At 58.4% G+C, this 20,648-nt stretch carries 18 protein-coding genes and 1 pseudogene; 9 read left to right on the top strand and 10 right to left on the bottom strand.

Annotation, left to right across the window (positions count from 1 at the left end; translation table 11 throughout):
- Positions 1–88: 88 nt before the first annotated feature.
- The 7 genes from GH657_RS00800 to GH657_RS00770 form a co-directional block, all read right to left on the bottom strand.
- Positions 89–874: a DODA-type extradiol aromatic ring-opening family dioxygenase gene (locus tag GH657_RS00800; protein WP_153098938.1), complete on the bottom strand. Its 786-nt coding sequence runs from the start codon at positions 872–874 to the stop codon at positions 89–91.
- A gap of 152 nt (positions 875–1,026) precedes the next feature.
- On the bottom strand, positions 1,027–1,647 hold the full coding sequence (locus tag GH657_RS00795; RefSeq protein ID WP_153098937.1) for a UbiX family flavin prenyltransferase: 621 nt from the start codon (positions 1,645–1,647) through the stop codon (positions 1,027–1,029).
- 42 nt (positions 1,648–1,689) lie between these two features.
- On the bottom strand, positions 1,690–2,001 hold the full coding sequence (gene grxD / locus GH657_RS00790) for a Grx4 family monothiol glutaredoxin (RefSeq protein ID WP_153098936.1): 312 nt from the start codon (positions 1,999–2,001) through the stop codon (positions 1,690–1,692).
- 106 nt (positions 2,002–2,107) lie between these two features.
- Positions 2,108–2,950 (bottom strand): peptide chain release factor N(5)-glutamine methyltransferase, encoded by an 843-nt coding sequence (prmC, locus tag GH657_RS00785; protein WP_153098934.1) that lies wholly within the window; start codon positions 2,948–2,950, stop codon positions 2,108–2,110.
- A gap of 15 nt (positions 2,951–2,965) precedes the next feature.
- Entirely contained in the window at positions 2,966–4,048 is a 1,083-nt protein-coding gene (gene prfA / locus GH657_RS00780; RefSeq protein ID WP_153098933.1) for a peptide chain release factor 1, read from the bottom strand.
- A gap of 124 nt (positions 4,049–4,172) precedes the next feature.
- Entirely contained in the window at positions 4,173–5,459 is a 1,287-nt protein-coding gene (gene hemA / locus GH657_RS00775) for a glutamyl-tRNA reductase (protein ID WP_153098931.1), read from the bottom strand.
- A 27-nt stretch (positions 5,460–5,486) separates the two neighbouring features.
- A complete protein-coding gene (locus tag GH657_RS00770) occupies positions 5,487–6,233 on the bottom strand; it encodes a response regulator transcription factor (protein WP_153101576.1) in 747 nt (248 codons plus the stop codon).
- A 180-nt stretch (positions 6,234–6,413) separates the two neighbouring features.
- Here GH657_RS00770 and GH657_RS00765 point away from each other — a divergent pair, with 180 nt between their 5' ends.
- Complete coding sequence (locus GH657_RS00765; RefSeq protein ID WP_153098930.1) at positions 6,414–6,668, top strand: hypothetical protein; 255 nt, start codon at positions 6,414–6,416, stop codon at positions 6,666–6,668.
- Positions 6,669–6,689: 21 nt separating this feature from the next.
- Complete coding sequence (locus GH657_RS00760; protein ID WP_153098929.1) at positions 6,690–8,504, top strand: aminopeptidase P family protein; 1,815 nt, start codon at positions 6,690–6,692, stop codon at positions 8,502–8,504.
- 82 nt (positions 8,505–8,586) lie between these two features.
- On the opposite strand, the gene ettA is transcribed toward GH657_RS00760, so the two are convergent.
- Positions 8,587–10,254 carry an energy-dependent translational throttle protein EttA gene (ettA, locus tag GH657_RS00755; RefSeq protein ID WP_153098927.1) on the bottom strand — a complete coding sequence of 556 codons (1,668 nt, stop codon included), beginning with the start codon at positions 10,252–10,254 and terminating at the stop codon, positions 8,587–8,589.
- Between the two features lie 416 nt (positions 10,255–10,670).
- Here ettA and GH657_RS00750 point away from each other — a divergent pair, with 416 nt between their 5' ends.
- The 5 genes and pseudogenes from GH657_RS00750 (at position 10,671) to GH657_RS00730 (ending at position 18,184) form a co-directional block, all read left to right on the top strand.
- On the top strand, positions 10,671–11,639 hold the full coding sequence (locus GH657_RS00750) for a glycerophosphodiester phosphodiesterase family protein (RefSeq protein WP_153098926.1): 969 nt from the start codon (positions 10,671–10,673) through the stop codon (positions 11,637–11,639).
- A gap of 509 nt (positions 11,640–12,148) precedes the next feature.
- Positions 12,149–13,283, top strand: a pseudogene (locus GH657_RS00745) (tyrosine-type recombinase/integrase).
- Between the two features lie 77 nt (positions 13,284–13,360).
- Positions 13,361–14,158 (top strand): type IV toxin-antitoxin system AbiEi family antitoxin domain-containing protein, encoded by a 798-nt coding sequence (locus GH657_RS00740; protein ID WP_174769839.1) that lies wholly within the window; start codon positions 13,361–13,363, stop codon positions 14,156–14,158.
- Positions 14,155–15,024, top strand: a complete 870-nt coding sequence (locus GH657_RS00735; RefSeq protein ID WP_153098922.1) for a nucleotidyl transferase AbiEii/AbiGii toxin family protein — start codon at positions 14,155–14,157, stop codon at positions 15,022–15,024. Before GH657_RS00740 ends, GH657_RS00735 begins: the two co-directional genes overlap by 4 nt.
- 67 nt (positions 15,025–15,091) lie before the next feature.
- Positions 15,092–18,184: a TrlF family AAA-like ATPase gene (locus GH657_RS00730; RefSeq protein WP_153098920.1), complete on the top strand. Its 3,093-nt coding sequence runs from the start codon at positions 15,092–15,094 to the stop codon at positions 18,182–18,184.
- A 31-nt stretch (positions 18,185–18,215) separates the two neighbouring features.
- On the opposite strand, the gene GH657_RS00725 is transcribed toward GH657_RS00730, so the two are convergent.
- Positions 18,216–18,728 carry a hypothetical protein gene (locus GH657_RS00725; protein ID WP_153098918.1) on the bottom strand — a complete coding sequence of 171 codons (513 nt, stop codon included), beginning with the start codon at positions 18,726–18,728 and terminating at the stop codon, positions 18,216–18,218.
- 25 nt (positions 18,729–18,753) lie between these two features.
- On the bottom strand, positions 18,754–19,299 hold the full coding sequence (locus tag GH657_RS00720) for a plasmid mobilization relaxosome protein MobC (protein WP_153098916.1): 546 nt from the start codon (positions 19,297–19,299) through the stop codon (positions 18,754–18,756).
- Positions 19,300–19,904: 605 nt separating this feature from the next.
- Here GH657_RS00720 and GH657_RS00715 point away from each other — a divergent pair.
- Entirely contained in the window at positions 19,905–20,381 is a 477-nt protein-coding gene (locus GH657_RS00715) for a hypothetical protein (RefSeq protein ID WP_153098914.1), read from the top strand.
- Positions 20,378–20,641, top strand: coding sequence for an EexN family lipoprotein (locus tag GH657_RS00710; RefSeq protein ID WP_153098913.1), 264 nt, complete (start codon positions 20,378–20,380; stop codon positions 20,639–20,641). The genes GH657_RS00715 and GH657_RS00710 overlap by 4 nt, the downstream gene beginning before the upstream one ends.
- Positions 20,642–20,648 lie beyond the last annotated feature (7 nt).

The raw sequence follows: 20,648 nt of genomic DNA, 5'->3' as shown, positions 1-20,648 counted from the left end.
GGCGGCATGGTTGGCATGAAAGTGTGAAAAACCCGTCTGAATTTATGTTCAGACGGGTTTTTTCATGGGCGCAAGGTGCGCTACAGCGTCAAGCCGAGCCAAAGATGTAATGGGTCATCGCCAGCGAGCGCTGGAACGTGCCCAGCGACTGGATCGTCAGCGTGTAATCGTCGTCGGCGGCGCCGAGTGTGGCAAACACCGGCAGCAGATGTTCATCGGTGGGATGCATCAGCGCCGCGTGAGGCGCCTGGCGGCGATAGTCGAGTAGCGCATCGATATCATGTGCTGCCAGGCGGCTCTCGAACCAGTCGGTGAATTCTGTGACCAGCGGATCGGCGTCGTCGCGGTGAGCAGAAAAATCAGCGGTGTACAGGTTGTGCGTGATTTGGCCCGAACCGATCACCATGACACCGTCTTTCCGGAGCGCACGCAGCGCGCGGCCGATGCGAAAGTGGTGTTCCGCTCCCTGGCGTGGCTGAATCGATAGTTGGGCCACCGGCACATCTGCGTGAGGAAACATCAGAAGCAACGGCACCCACGCGCCGTGATCCAGGCCATGAGGCTGCGTGTGGGTCAGGATGCCGCTGTCGCTAAGCAGCGCCGCTGCGCGACGTGCGACTTCGGGTGCACCAGGCGCGGGGTACTGGATCTCATACAACTGGCGTGGAAATCCGCTGAAATCGTGAATCGTTTCCGGATGCGTCGAGATGCTGGCCACGGGTTCTGTCGTGCCCCAATGTGCTGAGAGCATCAGGATCGCCTCGGGGCGAGGCAGGCTGGCTGCGAGGGTAGCGAACTCGGCGGAGGGCAGCGAGGGGTCGATAGGAAGCGTCGGCGCGCCATGCGAGAGAAACAGGGACGGTAGGGAGATCATGACAGACCGGGCCGCATTGGGCGGCAGGTGGGTTGCAATCCGTCAAATATAAGGACGCACGGGCGCGAGATAAACAGCAAAAATGGAATTGTCTATGCCATGTCCGTCGGGAATGCCCCGAGCGGCGCGCGCAGGATGAACCCGGTCAGCCGTCAGTCAGGTAACGGGGACGGGGACGGGGGCGTAGGGTGCAGCCCGGGCCAGGCTGGCGCGAGGGCGGGGCCGAGCGCAAAGAGATCCAGCACCCGGTGGACGGTGTGCTCGACCATCTCTTCAAGGGAGGAGGGATGGTTATAAAAAGCGGGCAGCGGTGGAAAGACGATGCCGCCCATTTCGGTCACGGCGGTCATGTTGCGCAGATGCGCGAGATTAAACGGAGTTTCACGCACCAGAAGCACGAGACGCCGCCGTTCCTTGAGCGTGACATCGGCGCTGCGTGTCACCAGATTGTCGGACAGACCATGGGCGATGCTGGCGAGGGTTTTCATCGAGCAGGGCGCGACGATCATGCCCTCGGTAGCCAATGAGCCGGACGCGATGCTCGCGCCGACGTCACGCACCGAATGAACCACATTCGCCAGGGCGTGGACCTCAGCCCGGGAGAGCGCCAGCTCATGCTGGATATTGAGCCAGCCGGCAGCGGAAACGAGCAGATGGCTTTCGATGCCGCCCAGCTGGCGCAGCGTTTTGAGCATCTGAACGCCGTAGATCGCGCCTGTTGCACCTGTGATGGCGACAATGAGCCGGCGTGGCGCGGCGATGGCAGCGGTCATCGAGTCTCTCGGCTCGGCCGAAAAAAGAAAAAAGAAGGGAAATTACGCGGCAGTGAACAGCTGCTGCAGCTCGCCGGATTCATACATCTCCATCATGATGTCCGAGCCGCCAATGAATTCGCCGTTGACATACAACTGGGGGATGGTCGGCCAGTTGGAGAAGGTTTTGATGCCTGAGCGAATTTCTTCGTCTTCGAGGACATTGACGGTTTTGATTTGTGTGACGCCGCAGGCTTTCAGGATCTGGATGGCGCGGCCGGAAAAACCGCACATCGGAAACTGTGCGCTGCCTTTCATGAAGAGCACGACGGCGTTTTCGTCGACGATTTGCTTGATGCGTTGTTGCGTGTCCATGACTGACCTTGCGCTTTTCTGAAGTAGGGGGAAATAGGGCGAATAGAGCGAAATGATAGCGGATTTCGATGCTAACCACGCTGATTAGACCGAACTGCTGTCTGAATCAAGCCATTTTGCCGCCGCTAATGCGCTCGATGCCTGCCAGATCGCGCACGGAGTGCACGTTGGCAAAATGCTGGGCAGCAAGCCGCGACCGGACGGCCGCGGCCTGGTCGTAGCCGTGTTCGATCCAGAGCGTGCCGTGAGGCACAAGCCATCCGGTGGCGCCATCAATGATCTGGCGGATCGCACTCAGGCCATCGGCTTCATCGGTCAAGGCCGCACGTGGTTCGAAGCGTAGATCGCCCGAGGCCAGGTGGGGATCGCCGGACGCGATATAAGGCGGGTTGCTGACGATGAGATCGAATTGCAATCCGTCATCGAGTGCGGCATACCAGTCGCCCTGGCGTAGTTGCAAGGGGCCGCCAGGGCGCGCTGCGTCAAGCAGGCGGGCGGCATTGCGGGTGGCGACCGCGAGCGCATCAGGCGAGCGCTCAACGGCCCAGACCCGCGCCTCAGGCCGCATGGCGGCCAGCGCGATGGCAATCGCGCCAGTGCCGGTGCCCAGATCGAGGACGCGTGGATGTGCCACTTCGGCGAGCACCGTCAGCGCGGTATCGACTAGCAACTCGGTTTCAGGGCGCGGAATCAGCACCGCTGGCGTGACTTCGAATTCCAGTCCGAAGAACTCCCGGGCACCGATCAGCTGCGCCACGGGTACGCCCGCCTGGCGGCGTGCTTCGAGCGCGCGGTAACGGCTAACGGCGGCAGGCTCGAGCGGCTCGTGATCGCGCGTGATGAGCTGGGTGCGATGCCAGCCGAGCGCCGCGCTCAGCAGAATGCGCGCTTCAGGCAGCGGGAGCGCGGTGGCGCGTAAAAGCGAGGCAACGGTATCCATGCAATCCATGCGAGCGGTTTGGCATTAATCCGTATCGCCGAGCGATGCGAGCAGTTCAGCCTGATGTTCGCTGACGAGCGCGGCGATGAGCTCATTCAGATCGCCATCCATGATGGCTTCGAGGCGATACAGCGTCAGGTTGATCCGGTGATCGGTCATGCGTCCCTGAGGGAAGTTATACGTGCGAATCCGCTCGGAGCGGTCGCCCGAACCGATCAGGCTTTTGCGCGTGGCGGCTTCTTTGGTGTGCTGCTCATGCTCTTGCTTGTCCTTGATCCGGGCGGCCAGTACTTTCAGTGCCCGATCCTTGTTTTTGTGTTGCGAGCGGTCGTCCTGACATTCGACGACGATGCCTGTCGGCAAATGCGTGACGCGGACCGCAGAATCCGTCTTGTTGATGTGCTGCCCGCCCGCCCCCGAGGCGCGAAAGGTATCGATGCGCAAATCAGCCGGATTAATTTCGACTTCGCCGATTTCGTCGGCTTCCGGCATTACCGCGACGGTACAGGCCGAGGTATGGATACGGCCCTGGGTTTCGGTGGCGGGCACGCGCTGCACGCGATGGCCACCTGACTCGAATTTCAGTTTCGAATAAGCCGCCTCGCCCGCTATGCGCACGATGACTTCCTTGTAACCGCCCAGATCGGATTCGCTCGCGGACATCATTTCGACCTGCCAGCGGTTGCGTTCCGCGTAACGCAGATACATGCGCAGCAAGTCGCCCGCGAACAGTGCGGATTCGTCGCCACCGGTGCCCGCGCGGATTTCGACGAAGATGTTGCGCTCATCATTCGGGTCTTTGGGCAGCAGCATGGTTTGGAGCTCGCTGGCGAGCCGCTCCATGCGTTCGCGTGCCGCGCGGAGTTCCTCGTCAGCGAACTCGCGCATCGATGCATCGGACAGCAGTTCTTGTGCCGTGGCGGCATCGCCTGCCGCCTGCCGCCAGAGCGCGTAATGTTCGACGACGGGGCCGAGTTCCGCGTGCTCACGGGTGAGCTTGCGGTACTGGTCACGATTGGCGGTGATGTCCTGGCGGCTTAACAGGTCATTGAGTTCGGCCAGCCGGGTAGTGAGCTGGTCGAGCTTGCTTTGCATGCTCGTTTTCATGGGGAAACGGAGCGGACTCCGGAAAGGACAGCAGATCAAGGGGGCAACACGTGACCGCCTGGGCGGTGCGACGCGGCTGCGTCAAATGCGGAAAGGGGGTGGGCGCCCAGCGCCCGGAGCGCCACTAATGCCCGGATGATCCGGCGTGGCTGTAGAAGCCGCTCATCAGTTCGATCAGCGTGTCGCGCTTGTCGTTGCTGGCGCGGTTGAGCGCATGTGTGGGGCCGTGGATCAGCTTGTTGGTCAGGGCTTGGGAGAGCGTTTCGAGCACCACGGCAGGGTCGTCGCCGCGCGCGAGCATTTTTTGCGCCCGTTCGAGCTCGGCGCGACGCAAGGTGTCGGCTTGCGTATGCATATGGCGGATAACCGGCACGATGCTGCGCGAGTCGAGCCATTGCATGAAGTTTTGCACGCGGGTTTCGATGATGGCTTCGGCCTGGGCGACGGCGGCCTGGCGGGAGGCATTGCCCTCGCGGACAATCGCGCCGAGATCATCGACGGTATACAGAAAGACGTCTTCGAGCAGAGCGGCTTCGGGCTCGATATCGCGTGGCACGGCCAGATCGACCATGAAAATCGGCCGGTGGCGGCGCGCCTTGACGGCTCGTTCGACGGCTCCCAAGCCAATAATGGGCAGCGTTGACGCCGTACACGACACGATGATGTCGAATTCATTCATGCGTGAAGGCAGCTCGGAGAGCGGAATGGCATGGCCGTTAAAGCGCTCGGCGAGCCGCGTGCCGCGTTCGGCGGTGCGGTTGGCCACCACTAGCTCGCGCGGCTGCTGCGCGGCGAAATGCGTGGCGCATAGTTCGATCATTTCGCCCGCGCCGATGAACAGCACGCGCTGGCTCGAGATATCTTCGAAAATACGCTGCGCGAGGCGTACCGCCGCCGCCGCCATCGAAACCGATTGCGCGCCGATTTCGGTGGTGCTGCGGACCTCTTTAGCGACCGCGAACGTACGCTGAAACAGCTGGTTCAGGTATGTTCCGAGCGCGCCCGCTTCGGACGCCGTGCGCACCGCGTCTTTCATTTGCCCGACGATCTGGGTTTCGCCTAGCACCATCGAATCGAGCCCCGAGGCTACGCGAAATGCATGCCGCACCGCTTCTGATTGCGGTAGCGAATAGACATGAGGGGCGAGTTCGCTAACCGGCAGGTTGTGATATTTGGACAGCCAGTGGATCGCGCCTTCGCGCGCCGCTTGATCGTCGGTGGCGCAGTAGAGCTCGGTGCGGTTGCAGGTAGAGAGGATCGCGGCTTCCGGCGTGGCCTTTGCCGCGCGGCCCAGCCAGATATCCTTGAAGGTGGCGAGGGCGGGTTTGATTTGTTCGAGCGGAAACGCCACACGCTCGCGCAAGGCGACAGGCGCTGTGTGGTGATTGATTCCGATCGTTAGAAGCTGCATGGTGGGGGCTATGGTTATAGCCGGATATTATAGCGTTTCTACAATTCTTTCATCCGGCTCGGGTAACGGGGCACGGGTTGCGCCGTCGGGCGGGACCTCGTTCAACTGATAGCCATAGCCGTAGAGCGGCACGAGGCTGTAGCCGTATTCAGGGCGTAACTGAAGCTTGGTTCGTACCCGTGACGCATGAGTGTCGAGGGTGCGCGATTTAACGTCGCGGCGGCGCGCCCAGACCGTTTCAAGAATGTGCGCCCGCGAGACTGGCCGCGACAGGTTGACGAACAGCAAAAGCGCAAAGCGGAATTCTTTGGGCGTGAGCGTCGCGCACTGGTTGCGAAATCGCACTTCGCTATGCGTGGTATCAAAAAAATAGTCGCCAAAGTTGTTGCGTGTCCGGTTGGGTGGGCGGCACACGCCTGCCCGGCGAAACACCGCGTCGACTCGCGCGAGCATTTCGGGGCCACGCACGGGCTTGGACAGGCAATCGTCGGCACCTGCTTGCAGCGCGCCGACGATCTCGCTTTCACGCGGGGCGACCATCATCACAATGGCCGGCAAACCAGGCAAAATGCTGCGGGCGAGGGCAATGACATCTTCAGCAGGACGATCGCCTGCCCACGTGGCCGTGAGCAGAAGATCGAAAAATTCGTCGGCGGCGCACGCGAGAAACGGCGCGCTGGCCATGAAATGCTGACACGCATGACCACCAGCAAACAGCAGCCGGGAGACAATTTCCGCGCGGGAGAGGTCCGGCTCAACAAGGGCGATTCGCATGGCTGGCGGATCGGCACGACGGACGATGGGCATGCTTGCCTTACCTGATCCTGCCCTCTACACTCGACCGCCAGGCAGAACAACGCCGTGCTGATTTTTTGATTAAGAGGCAAGAATGCTAGCCATCCGATTTATTGGCGACTATGAGATAACTCTGAATTTTACCGGGGTTGTCCACTAATGGGCTGGGCCGGTCTTGTCGTGCTAGGCCTCGCGGTGGGGTTAATGGGGTGGTGGTTGCATCCGCTGCGCCGCATGAGCCGCGTGCCATGCTGGATGGCGCTGCTAGTCGGCGTGTTGGGTACGGTGCTGGCTAATATGACCGGTAACCTCACCGGCTTCTTTCATGATGGCAGCATGCTCGAATGGCCGGTTTGCACCGCCGTCGCACTGATTGCCGTTGCGATGACGGTGGGTATGTTGCGCCGTCGCTGAATCTATCAACAGGTGAACTCCATGAATGCCCGACTCCCCGAAGCCTCTCCTATCCCTGAGCGCCTCGCGCGCCTGCGTCACGCCATGGCGCAAGAAGGGCTCGATGCCTATCTGGTGCCCTCTGCAGATCCTCATTTGTCTGAATATCTGCCCGAGCGCTGGCAGGCACGGGAATGGCTTTCCGGTTTTACGGGCTCAGCCGGAACGCTCGTGGTTACCCGCAGCGCTGCCGGATTGTGGGCGGACAGCCGTTACTGGGAACAGGCCGCCGCACAATTAGCGGGCAGCGGTATTGAGCTGATGAAGATGACAGCGGGGCAGCAATCCCAGCCGCATTTCGACTGGTTGGCGCACAACGTCGCAGCGGGCGGCACGGTGGGCGTGGACGGTGCGGTGCTCGGTGTGGCGGCGGCCCGTGCGCTGGACGTTGCGCTTACAGCGCAAGGTGTCCGCTTGCGAACCGACGCCGACCTGTTCGACGCCATCTGGCCGCAGCGCCCCGCCTTGCCTGCCGATGCTGTCTATGAACACGTCACGCCTCACGTCAGTGTGAGCCGGGCAGAAAAACTTGCTCAGGTCCGGCAGGCCATGCAGGAAAAAGGCGCGCAATGGCATTTCATTTCGACGCTCGATGATCTGGCATGGCTACTCAACCTGCGCGGCGCCGATGTCACGTACAACCCCGTGTTTGTCGCGCATGCGCTGATTGGGCCCGATGATGTTTCCCTCTTCGTCGCGCCTGGCAAGGTGTCATCCGCGCTGGCCGAAGCGCTGGCGCGCGATGGCGTTCGTGTCGAGCCTTACGCGCAGGCGCAAGCCGCGCTTGCCGCGCTCCCCACGGGGGCCACGCTGCTGGTCGATCCGCGCCGGGTCACGTTTGGTCTGCTGCAAGCGGTGCCGTCTGGGGTACGCCTGATTGAGGCCGTCAATCCCTCGACGTTTTTCAAGTCGCGTAAAACCGCCGCTGATGCCGAACACATTCGGGCGACGATGGAACAGGATGGTGCTGCACTGGCCGAATTTTTCGCGTGGTTCGAAGGCGCGCTGGGCCGCGAAACGATCACCGAGCTCACGATTGACGAGCGCTTGAGTGCCGCTCGTGCCCGCCGCCCTGGTTTTGTGACGCTGAGCTTTGCCACCATCGCTGGGTTTAATGCGAATGGTGCGATGCCGCATTACCGTGCCACGCCGCAAGCGCATGCGGTCATCGAAGGCGATGGCCTGCTGCTGATTGATTCAGGCGGCCAGTACCTGAGCGGGACGACAGACATTACGCGCGTCGTACCCATCGGCACGATTACCGAGGCCCATCGACGCGACTTCACCACCGTGCTGAAAGGCACGATCGCGCTGTCCCGGGCGCAGTTTCCGCGCGGTATTCGCTCGCCGATGCTGGATGCTATTGCCCGTGCGCCAATCTGGGAGGCCGGCGCGGATTATGGTCATGGCACGGGGCACGGCGTAGGCTATTTCCTGAACGTTCATGAAGGACCGCAGGTGATTTCGCATTACGCGCCAGCAGAAGCCTGGACGGCGATGGAAGAAGGCATGATTACCTCGGTTGAGCCCGGTTTGTACCGTCCCGGCAAATGGGGCATCCGGATCGAAAACCTGGTGCTGAACTGCGCAGCGGAAAAAACCGAATTCGGCGATTTTCTCAAGTTTGAAACGCTGACGCTGTGCCCAATCGACACCCGCTGCATTGCCTTGCCACTCATGCGCGAGGATGAGCGTGCATGGCTCAATGCGTACCATGCCACTGTGCGTGCGCGAGTTAGCCCGCATGTATCGGGCGAGGCCAAGGCATGGCTTGAGGCACGCACGCAGCCGGTATAGATGGAGGGGGAAAAACAAAAAACCGGCTGCGGCGCTGCAAGTAACCGCCATTCGGTGGCTACTTGCAACTTGAGTGGCTGGTTTAACGGCTGATGGGCTTGTAACGCAGGCGCGTTGGCCGTGCTGCTTCTTCGCCCAGGCGGTTGCGCTTGTCCGCTTCGTATTCCTGGTAGTTGCCGTCAAAGAACGTGACTTGCGAATCGCCCTCGAATGCCAGGATATGCGTGGCGATCCGGTCAAGGAACCAGCGATCGTGTGAAATCACCATCACCGAGCCTGCGAACTCGAGCAAGGCATCTTCAAGGGCGCGCAGTGTTTCGACATCGAGATCGTTTGACGGCTCGTCAAGCAGCAGCACGTTGCCGCCCGCGATCAGCGTTTTTGCCAGATGCAACCGGCCACGCTCGCCCCCCGACAAATTGCCCACATTTTTTTGCTGATCGCCGCCCTTGAAGTTGAAGCGGCCGATATAGGCGCGCGACGAAGTTTCATATTTGCCCACCGTCAGCATATCGGCGCCGCCCGAAATTTCCTCGAAAACCGTTTTTGCACCATCGAGCGCATCGCGGCTCTGGTCCACATAGGCCAGCTTGACCGTTGGCCCTTGTACGATCTCGCCCGAATCCGGTTGCTCCTTGCCCGTTAGCATGCGAAACAGCGTCGATTTACCCGCGCCGTTAGGCCCAATAATGCCGACGATCGCGCCAGCGGGAATCTTGAAGCTCAGGTTATCGATCAGCAGGCGGTCGCCATATGACTTGCTGACGTTTTTGAACTCGATCACTTCATTGCCCAGGCGGTCACCCACCGGGATGAATATTTCCGAAGTCTCATTGCGCTTTTGGTAATCCTGACTGCTGAGCTCCTCGAAGCGCGCAATCCGCGCTTTTGATTTCGCCTGACGGCCCTTGGGATTTTGCCGCACCCATTCCAGTTCTTTCTTGATGGCTTTTTGCCGGGCGGATTCGGATGCTTCTTCCTGCTTCAGGCGCTCTTCTTTCTGGTCCAGCCAACTGCTGTAATTGCCCTTCCATGGAATGCCATGGCCACGATCCAGCTCCAGAATCCATTCAGCCGCGTTATCGAGGAAGTAGCGATCGTGCGTGACGGCCACCACCGTACCTGGAAAACGCGTCAGAAACTGCTCGAGCCAGTCGACCGATTCAGCGTCGAGGTGGTTGGTCGGCTCGTCGAGCAGCAACATGTCTGGTTTTTCCAGCAATAGTTTGCATAACGCCACACGGCGTTTTTCGCCCCCTGACAAATGTTCGATTTTGGCATCCCAAGGTGGCAGACGCAGCGCATCGGCCGCGACTTCGAGCTGTTGCTCAGGGCTGCCGCCATCCGCCGTTGCGAGAATTGCTTCATATTTGGCCTGCTCGGCCGCGAGCGCATCGAAATCGGCATCGGGTTCGGCATAGGCCGCGTAGATTTCGTCGAGCTTTTTTTGCGCTGAGAAAACATCGCCGAGCCCTTCTTCAACAGTTTCACGCACGGTCTTGTGCGGATCGAGCTGAGGCTCCTGGGGCAGATAGCCGATATTGAGGTTGGGCATCGGCGTGGCTTCGCCTTCGATATCCCGGTCAACGCCCGCCATAATGCGGATCAACGTTGATTTGCCCGAGCCATTCAGGCCGAGTACGCCGATCTTCGCGCCAGGGAAAAAAGACAGCGAAATATCTTTCAGAATTTGACGTTTGGGCGGCACGATTTTGCCGACCCGGTTCATGGTGAAGACGTATTGGGCCATTTGTCTGAGATCAGAATCGTTGAGACGCCGCCAGTAATAGAGATAGAGCGCAGCGGCGCTTGAGTGTGAAAGAAAAGGATGGATGCGGCGGACGTGCGGCCGATGCGTGACAAAACAGCAAAAAGGCCGCGGACGCTCACCGGCAAGAGGCGCCATTGTACTTCGAGGGGCCGCGGGCGAAACAATCTTCGCTTCTTGCTGGGTGACGAACGTGACGAATGAAACGGTGGGGGCTACCGTTGTGGCGTTTCTGGAGAAGGACGAACCTGTATTTCAGTTTGGTTATACCGGTTCTGTAGCCGCAGTACGTTCCGGCCTCATAAGCGTCATACATAATAAGTGCCGTTGATTCCGACTAGCAGATTACTCTGCTGATAATATCCATCAGTTGTCCAATATTTTGGCTGGGAGCTCGAATGCTGCGTTCGTTCTATATGGTTTCGTTATTGTCAGCTTGTGTAGTGTCGTTTTCTGCTTGTGCTTTCGACCCTGTTGATACAGTCGCATCGTTTCCCCGGATTGTCGCGCATCGCGGTGGTACGGGCGATGCACCCGAAAATACGCTCGAAGCGATTCGTCTTTCGCTCGAGAATCATGCCGATGCTTTATGGCTCACCGTGCAGTTAAGCCGTGATGGTATTCCGGTGCTGTACCGTCCCGCAGACTTGTCGGCATTGACCAATGCGCGCGGCCCGGTAGCGGACCGCACGGCTGCTGAGCTGGCTCAGGTGAATGCCGGCTGGACGTTCAAGCAAACCGATGCGCAAGGCGTCGAGCAGTATCCGTATCGACAGCATCCGGTGGGAATTCCGACGTTGCGCGAGGCCTTGCAAGCCATCCCCGCCGATATGCCCGTCGTGCTTGATATGAAAGCATTGCCCGCGGCTCCTCAGACGCAAGCCGTGGCCCAGGTGCTGAGCGACATGCAGGCATGGCCGCGCGTGACGATTTATTCGACCGAGGCAGATTATCAAAGTAGTTTCGCCACCTATACCCAGGCCCGGATGTTCGAATCACGCGATGCGACGCGCGGCCGGTTATTAAAAGTGTTGTTGAACGAAGGCTGTCTCGATGTGCCTGCAGAGGGCGCATCCGTTGCGTTTGAATTGCATCGTCCGCTTACGGTGATAGAGAAGTTCACGCTCGGCGAAGGTCGCACGGAAGTGCATGCAACGCTTTGGACGCCTGCGACGCTTGCGTGCTTTAAGCGTTCTCCCAAGGTCAAGGTAATGGCGATTGGCGTGAATAACGCGCAAGACTATCGTGCGGCAGCCTGTTTGGGGATTGACTCAGTGCTGGCGGACTCGCCGAGCAAGATGTCCGTGGTGCGGCAGCAGATGCAGGCTGGGCCGGAGTGCGAGAAGGAGACGCAAAATAAGCAGTAGGGGGCAATGCAGCGGCTAAGGTATCAGTGTGGTTTTAGCCGCTGGAATTTTTGATTTGTGGCCAGTCATTGAGATGGGCTGGATTCGAAGAAATCGTGTTTGGTCAGGGTTTTATTGTGTATTGCGTCAATGAATGAGCGGTAATTGATTTGGACAACAGGGCATAAATCTGCCGCATATGATGTGCCAGAATATGCGGTTCAAGTGCCAATGAAACCGAGGGGACGTCGGCTGCAAGAGTGTGCCAGCACTACTGACGAGGCTTGGCTTAAGGAACGCAACGTTGCTTGATATCCGGGCCGTGAGCAAGAACTTGGTGGAGCGGAGGAGGATCGAACTCCCGACCTTCGCATTGCGAACGCCTGAACTCGACATCTGGCCGGATTGCTGTAGCCTATATACACCAACGGTTTATAGGCGATCTTGGCTCTGATGGAATGCGGCGATTGGCTTTTTTGTCCCAATCCTGTCCCACTGGCGGCCGGAGCCGGTGAGAAAAGACAGGAAAAATGGCTAACTTCCGTAAGCGCGGCGAACTGCAATGGCAGGCACGGATTCGCCGCAAGGGCTACCCCGATCAAGTCAAGACCTTTAACACCCGTGCTGAGGCCGAGGAATGGGCCAGGGCCATCGAGCACCAGATCGACCGAGGCGCGTTCGTTAGCCGGGCCGAGGCTGAGGCGACGACGCTCTATGAGGCGCTGGGGCGGTATGAGCGCGAAGTAACGGTTCACAAGAGCGGCAAGGAAGCGGAGAAGTCCGTTCTGCGTATCTGGAAGGGCACCGAGCTTGCCTTGCGAACCATGCCGGCGATTCGCAGTACCGACGTCGCTAAGCTGCGCGACGAATGGCTGAAGACTCTGAAGCCGGCCACCGTGCTGATGCGGTTGCAACTGTTATCCCATCTCTTCAACATTGCCCGCAAAGAATGGGGCATGGAAAGCCTGTCGAATCCGTTGGAACTGGTGCGCAAACCGCAGCCCAACAATGCACGCACGCGGCGAATCGTGGCGCTCAAGCCAGCCGATACATCAGCGGCTGGCGGCGAAGAAGCGGCGGCGGATCAGGAGTCCCGGGGAACGCCTGACGACGAGTTGGAGCGCGTGATTGCAGCTACCGGCTCCAATATCCTCCCAGCCATCATTCGGTTGGCTGTGGAAACCGCCATGCGCCGAGGCGAAATCGTCAGCCTGCAGCTGGGAGCATATCGACCTTCAAGACCGTGTGGCGCACCTACCCAAGACGAAAAATGGGGACTCGCGCGACGTGCCGCTTTCTTCAAAGGCGGTGGCCGTGCTTGAAGACCTGATGCCAGAAGAAGATGAGAAGGAAAACGGTGAGGCCGAGGAAGACGATGGCCGCGTGTTCAAGATTCGCAGCGATGCAGTGACACGTGCTTTCGAGCGTGCCGTGGAACGCGCCAGGAAAAGTTACGAAGTCGAATGCAAGGAAATGAGAGTACGGCCAGACCCCAAGTACCTGACCGATCTACGCTTCCACGATCTTCGGCACGAGGCTACTTCGCGTCTGGCAGAGATTTTCCCCATGCATGAACTGACCAAAATTACCGGCCACAAAGACCCCCGCATGCTGATGCGGTATTACCACCCTCGGGCAAAGGACTTGGCCAAGCGGTTGGCGTAGCCCCGATCATATGCAGAAACATTGATTTTTTGTCGGTTTTCACATATAAGCGGGGGATGGGTGCTCTTGACCGATACTTGGATGAACAACTCTCCCGCGGTCGGGCTTACTTCAGCCGGGAGGAAGGGTTGCAGGCGCTCGGCCTAAGCCCTGAAGCTTTTTCGGCAGCCGCTACCCGGCTGACCAAGAAGCAACGGCTCGCCAGCCCTCGGCGAGGCTTCTTCCTGATCCTTCGGCCGGAGGATCAGACGGCCGGCGCACCCGATCCTGCGCGTTGGATCGACCCGCTGATGAAGTACCTGGGGATCGACTACCGAATCTCGTTGCTTCGTGCGGCAGCCTTTCACGGTTCCTCGCATCAGGCGGCGATGGTCTTCCAAGTGATTGCGCCTCAACAGCTCCGGGATTTCGACATCGGCCGCCACCGCCTCCAGTTCGTCTATCAGGCCCCAGCCGCATTCGCCGAAATCAACCAGCCGGACTGGCTCGGGCAGATCAAGAGCGAAGCCGGCTTCGCCAAGATTGCCGGCGTGGAACTGACCCTGCTCGACGCCGCGCGCTACTTCCACAAGGCCGCAGGCATCAGCGGTGTGGCGCAGATCGTGAAAGACCTCGGCGCAAAAGCCGATCCGCGCAAACTGGCTAAGGCTGCCGCGCACTACGAAAACGCCTCGGTGCGTCGTCTTGGTTATCTGCTCGATCAGACTAACCACGCCCGTCAGGCCAGCGTTTTGGAACCCTTCGCTCGTCAAGCCAAATCCATGAAGCCGCTCGACCCTTCTGTCAAACCGCTCCTGGAATCAATGGCCGAACTCCACGAGAAAGACGCCAAGTGGAAGCTCGTTATCAATGAATCCGTGGAGACCGACTTTTGATCCCCAACGCCTATATCCAAGCCTGGAGCGCAACAGCGCCCTGGCCCGATCCACGCCAAGTCGAACAAGATCTCATCATCTGCCGCGTCTTGTGCGACCTGTTCAATGCGCCCGCTTTGAAGGGCAAGATTGCGTTTCGCGGCGGCACCGCCATCAATAAACTGCTGTTCGCGCAGCCTCTGCGCTATTCCGAAGACATCGACTTGGTGCAGACCCAGGCGGAACCCATCGGCACAACGGTCGATGCGATTCGCAATACCTTGTCATGGCTGGGCAAATGCAACCGCGAGCAGGCAGGGCATTCAATGCATCTGGTCTTCAAGTTCACGCCAGAAGCCGACGCGCAGGCAATGTTGAAACTCAAGGTCGAGATCAACACGCGCGAACACGACAGCTTTTTCGGCCTCAAGTCGTACCCCTTCGCTGTGGACAACGACTGGTATCGGGGTGAGGCCGAGATTGTCTCCTTTGAGCCTGAAGAACTGTTCGGCACCAAGCTGCGTGCCTTACTCCAACGCCGCAAGAACCGCGACCTGTTCGACCTGCATCACGGGCTCGATCAGCTTGCGCTGAACGCGGACAAGCTCATCGCCTGCTTCGATCACTATCTGGCGCTGGAAGGAAAACCGATCAGCCGTGCAGTGGCAGAACAGCGCATGCTGGAAAAGCTGACACGCAGCCTCACTGAAGATATCGCACCACTATTGCCTGCAGGCATTCGGTTTGGCGATGACGATGCGCTGCGCGCTTTTGAACGTGTGTGGACGGAACTGATCGTTCGCATCAAAGGGGATACTTGGAAGCTGACGGACAAGGCCGTTGAAGAGTTGCGACAGAAGAGGTATCCGGGGCTGTTGCACGGGTAACCGAAAATACTTGTGCGCAGATAACAAGATTCACTTGTGGAAGTAGAGAAAGAAAGACGGAGATGCGATGAGCAACAACAACCCAATCGGCTCAACTTGGAAAAAGTGGGACTTGCATGTCCACACACCATCGTCGGTCGTCCACAACTACCCCGGAACGGATGACGAAGCCTGGGATGCCTTTCTGCTCGACCTTGAGGCCCTGTCGCCTGAATTCAAGGTCATCGGCATCAACGACTACATCTTCATCGACGGCTACGAGCGCGTGCGCAAAGCAAAGTTCGAGCAAGGCCGACTGAAAAATATCGACCTGATCTTGCCGGTGATCGAGCTGCGTCTGGACAAGTTTGCTGGGGTGGTCAAGAAGGACAAGGACGGCACCTATTCCCAGTCCGGATGGAACCGCATCAACCTGCACATCGTTTTCGACGCGCTGGACCCCGAAGTCATTCGGCAGCAATTCCTTGGCGCGCTCGCCCCCAGCTACGACCTGATCCCGGACTCCTCGGATTGGAAGGGCAAGTGGAAGAGCGTCATCACCCGAGATAGCCTCGCCGAGCTCGGGACAATGATTATCAACTCGGTGCCGGCCGACAAGAAAGCCGACTATGCATCGCCGCTCCAAGAAGGTTTCAACAATTTGTGCGTGAGCCTGGAGAAGGTCATTGAAGCCCTCGACAAGCATTGCCTGGCCGGGAAATATTTGATCGCCGTCGGCAAGACCGAATGGGATAACCTCAAATGGGACGATCAGTCGATCGCAGAAAAGCGCAACATCATCAACAAGGCCGATCTGGTGTTCACGGCTTCGGCCAATCCTGCCGCCTACGACGCCGCAAGGAAAAAACTTACCGAGTCCAACGTCAGGAACACCTTGCTCGACTGCTCGGACGCCCATGCCCTGAGCAGTTCCGTAGACAAGGATCGTGTGGGCAATTGCTTCACATGGATCAAGGCCGATCCAACCTTTGACGGCCTGGTGCAGGCCATCACCGAATTCGAAGACCGGGTGTTCATCGGTGACACGCCGCCCAAGCGGCTGCTTGTCGAGGCCAACCGCACGAAATACGCGTCCAGGATTCGGGTCAACCGCAAGCCGGGTTCCTCGCTCACCGACACTTGGTTTGATATTGATATGCCGTTGAGCCACGACTTGGTTGCCATCATCGGCAACAAGGGCAGCGGGAAGAGCGCCATGGCCGACATCGCAGCGTTGGCGGGCGACACCAAAAACTTCAAGAGCTTCTCGTTTCTGAACGACAAGCGCTTCAGAAACCCACGAAACAAGCTCGCGCCTCACTTCATCGGCGCGCTTGGCTGGCACGATGGCACAGAGTCAGAGCGGCATCTTGACCAAGACCCGCCCGACACTAGCGTGGAGCGGGTCAAATATCTGCCGCAAAGCTACCTTGAGACGCTATGCAACGAGCTTGGCGATGGCGGTTCGGCGACGTTTGATACCGAGCTGCGCAAGATCATATACACGCACGTCCCGGAAGAGGCCCGCCTTGGCTACAACTCCATGGACGAGCTACTCAATTTCAAGGTCGCAGAGATCGACAGTGCGCGCGAGCAAGTGCTCAAAGAAATCTCGAAGGCAAACGTCGACATATTGCAAACCGAACGCCGCCTCACGCCAGAGTTCAAACAGTCCCTCCAAGAGCAGCTCGACGCCAAGATCGCCGAGTTGACAGCTCTCGAAGGAGCAAAGCCCGCGCAAGTAGAAGACCCAACAGCATCGGACGCCGCCAAGGAAGAGTCCCAGGTTGCGACGGAGAAAATTCAGGGCCTGGAGGACGAACTCAAAAAACTGCGTGACGAGGAAAAGCAGCTCCGAGATAAGAAGGCCACGGAAGCGAAGCGACAAGCCGTCCTGAGCCGGATTACCCAAGCCATCGCCAACCACAAGAAAGCCCATGACCAGTTCGTCGCCGAGTTGACCCCGATGCTGGTAGAGGTTGGCGGGGACTTGAAGGTGGCCGAATTGGTGGATTTGAAGATCGACACCACGAAAATCGAGGCGCTCAGTAAGGCGACGAAGGATTCGATCACTACCATTGACGCGGCGCTCGCCAACCGAGACCCAGCGGGAATCAACAAGCGGCGCGAAGTGGCCGAGGCTGCCGTGACTGACATCAAGAGCAAGCTCGGCGAGAAGCAGCGTTTGTTCGTCATCTTCAAAGAGCAAGTTGCCAAATGGGAGCGAGCCAAGGAAGAGCTCGTGGGCAACAAAGACAAGGCCCAATCTATTGAATGGTTCAAGGCAGAAATCGAATCGCTAGTCACCCTTCCGGCCAAACTTATGGAGTTGAGGGCAAGCCGCGTGGATTTGGCCAAGAAAGTCCACGAGCAGATCGTCAAAACGGTTGAGGAATACCGCCGGCTGTATGAGCCCGTGCAGGAATTCGTCAAGTCAGCCGCCCAGATGGACATGCATCTACCCCTGGATTTCGATGTGCGCATCGAAGAGTCCAACTTTCAAGAGCAGTTTTTCCCGCGAATCAACCGCCAATCTCGTGGCAGCTTCTCTGGCGTGGACGAAAGCAACCAGCTCATGCGTGGGCTGTTGAAGGAGGCCAATTTTGGGGACGTGGACTCCACCCTGAAATTTCTCGACACCATCGACGACATGCTCCACTTCGACCGCCGAGAATCAGGCGGTGGCCGCGAAACGAAGATCGCAGACCAGCTCCGGCGTGGTGGCGAGCCTCAAGACATCTTCGACTACCTCTTCGGCATGAGCTACCTCGCGCCGAGATATTCGCTGACGTTCGACCAGCAGGAAATCAGCCAACTTTCACCCGGCGAGCGTGGACTGCTTCTGCTTGTCTTTTACCTCCTGGTGGACAAGGACGACATCCCTATCATCATCGACCAACCGGAAGAGAACCTCGACAACCAGACGATCTTCAAGGTGCTCGTGAAATGCATCAAAGCGGCTAAGCAACGCCGCCAGGTCATCATGGTGACTCACAACCCCAACCTCGCCGTCGTGTGCGACGCCGAGCAAATCATCTGCGCCACATGCGACAAGGTGACGAACACCTTTAACTACATCTCAGGGGGTATCGAGTCGCCCGTGATCAAGGCGAGGGTCGTTGAAATTCTCGAAGGCACAGAACCCGCCTTCAAGAATCGAAAACAAAAGTACGGCCTTTAAAATCCGTTGCGCTTGATATGCGCAGGTTTGTTTAGAACGCGAAGGGGGTCACGATGACCATGCCCAGCGCGAGAAAGTAGCCTTTGGACAACTCTGCTGGCCGCAACGGATTGGCCGCGACTTCAGCAATAGCCACGAAATATAGGGCAGCCTGAGCGAACTTGATTGCGTGCGCATAGGCACCAAAGATTGCCGCTGACATCGCAAAGCCAATCACAACCGATGCAGCGACCGATCCAAACGCAGCGGCTCTGCCGGCGACATGCTCTATCAGGGCTGTTGTGCGCCGCATCGTCCAGCGAATGGTTAGCCATGCCGTCAGTCCTCTTGCCAGCCACAGGCATATCGCCATCAACAACAATGAATTGAACGCGATGTGCTCCTGTAGCAGCTCGCTTCCCCACTCCGCTTTGTCGAAATACCGATACCCCGCAACCTGAACAAAGCCGCAGATCAGCCCAACCATGCCAAAGAACGGGCCATCCTTTTTCAGATCGGCTGCCACTCGGAGCCAGGGCTGTAGTCTCGCCTTCTGTGCTGTCATGTGAACCCCATATCAATCGCGCAGCTCATTCGATGTTCCACCTCTCAAGGCTGGCACGAATGGCGTTGCTGACCTTCTCCGTATGCGCGTCAATGATCTGTCGAAGCTGCTCGATAGATTCCGTCGTGACCGAATCGCGGCGGCCTTCGTGCATAGCCTTGGCGACTTGGTTCAAGTTGCGACCGATGGCGAGCAACTGATAGTTCGACTCGCCCAGCGCCTCGATTTCCTTCATGCCGAATTGCGGTTCGTGTGTGAGGCCGGTGCGGATGGCGTCGATGATCCAGCGCCGCTGTGAACACCGCTCAAGATTCGAGCGTTCCAGAACGGCTGCTTTCTCCGATTGGGTCATCAGGATTTCAAACCTCACCTTGGGTTCGCCGTTGGGTGCTGCATTGGTCTGCTGATAGGTCTTCGGCGGCGGAAATTTTTCTGCCTTCGCTAACTGCTGCTCGATCGCCTCTTTGAGTGCCTCGCCGGGGGTTTTGCCAAGGCCGGCGCAGTAATCCACCCAGAGGGCTTTCAGGTCTGCCCCCAGGTGGACGTTCATGGCACGGCTTGCTTTCTTCATAGCGACTCCAAAGGTCACGCAACAGGGTGAAGGGGACAAAAATTACGCTGTGCGCACACTTTGCCGGCGATTAGCCTATCCTGCACTAGTCCTCATACTTTTGCGTTTTTGGTCATGACCAAATAAATCCGTGCATCAATGGATCGTCTGCAAAATTTGGTCATGACCAAATTTCAGGCATGCTGCACCTGCCGTTCAAGCATTCGAGTGCATGATGTGGTGACAGGCATCGAACGCGGCGCAGTTGCTTGTCGCCATAGACTAAACAGCGCCAAAATGAGAAAATATGACATGCCAAAGCATGGTGTTTTGGCATCCAGCAGTAAGCAAAACGAACGCTGATTTTTATGCCCCAAGAACGCTTCGGCGTACCGGGTGCGGCCCCGAGAAGAACGGGCCTGACAGGTGGGAATAGCAGCTCGCAAGAGCCACCGGACAAGCAGCGGAAAGACGCGCCGCATAGACCACACCCCAAGGACGCCATAGCGTACCGGGTACGGGCCTTGAGCAAGCCCTGACAGTCGGGAATAGCAGCTCGCAAGAGCCGACAGGCTGGCCGGAAAGACGGCCCAGCGTTCGCCCTCAACCTTTGGAGTGGCGAACACATGATTTCCTATATTCACTTTCCCCTCATCGCGCTTTGCGTGTTCATATTGACTGCAATATGGCGCTTGTGGGTCTGCATTGATCGGCTCGGTTTCATGCGTGAGGTATCACGCCGGGCACCCTCGATGTTTCAAGGCCATTTGCTGGCCGCCGTGCTTGCCATCGTGCCGTTTCTCATCGCAACGGTAAGCTGGTTCGGCATCACCCTTCCCGAACAAACTGCCCCGATGAATGCCTACCTTGCGGCATTCATGTCTGCGGCATGTCTCGGCTGCTGCTTGCTGCTTCTCAAAAACAGCATGGAATATCTGGCGTTCTCTTGGGCCGGTTCGCGCGTGGATGCCTTACGTGTCGTCGCAATGCTGCGCATCATCGACGCGGCAGAATTGGCCTATGCGCTGCAATACGTCCAGGAGCAAGAAACCAAAAATGGCCCGGTGATCGACGCCCAAACTGTGCGCGAGGTGAGCAAATGAAAAAGTCATCTATCGTGCTTTTCGCGCTCATGGTGTTGGCTGGCTGCAAAGAAGATCAGCCCGTTGAAGCCGTTCAAACCGTCGATTGGTACAAGGTACACGACGCGGAACGCATCGAAATGGTTAAGAAATGCAAGAACAGTCCGGGTGAAATTGCCGGTACTCCGAATTGCATAAACGCCAACTCGGCACACGATCAAACAATCTTCGGTAGCCAAAATTTCAACATTAAGGCCACCCCTCCAAAATTCACAAGGTAGGTGGATG

Source organism: Paraburkholderia hayleyella (genome assembly GCF_009455685.1).
Lineage (GTDB): Bacteria > Pseudomonadota > Gammaproteobacteria > Burkholderiales > Burkholderiaceae > Paraburkholderia > Paraburkholderia hayleyella.
Note: the sequence above shows the minus strand (reverse complement) of the source record. Positions and strands in the feature narration are given on the sequence as shown.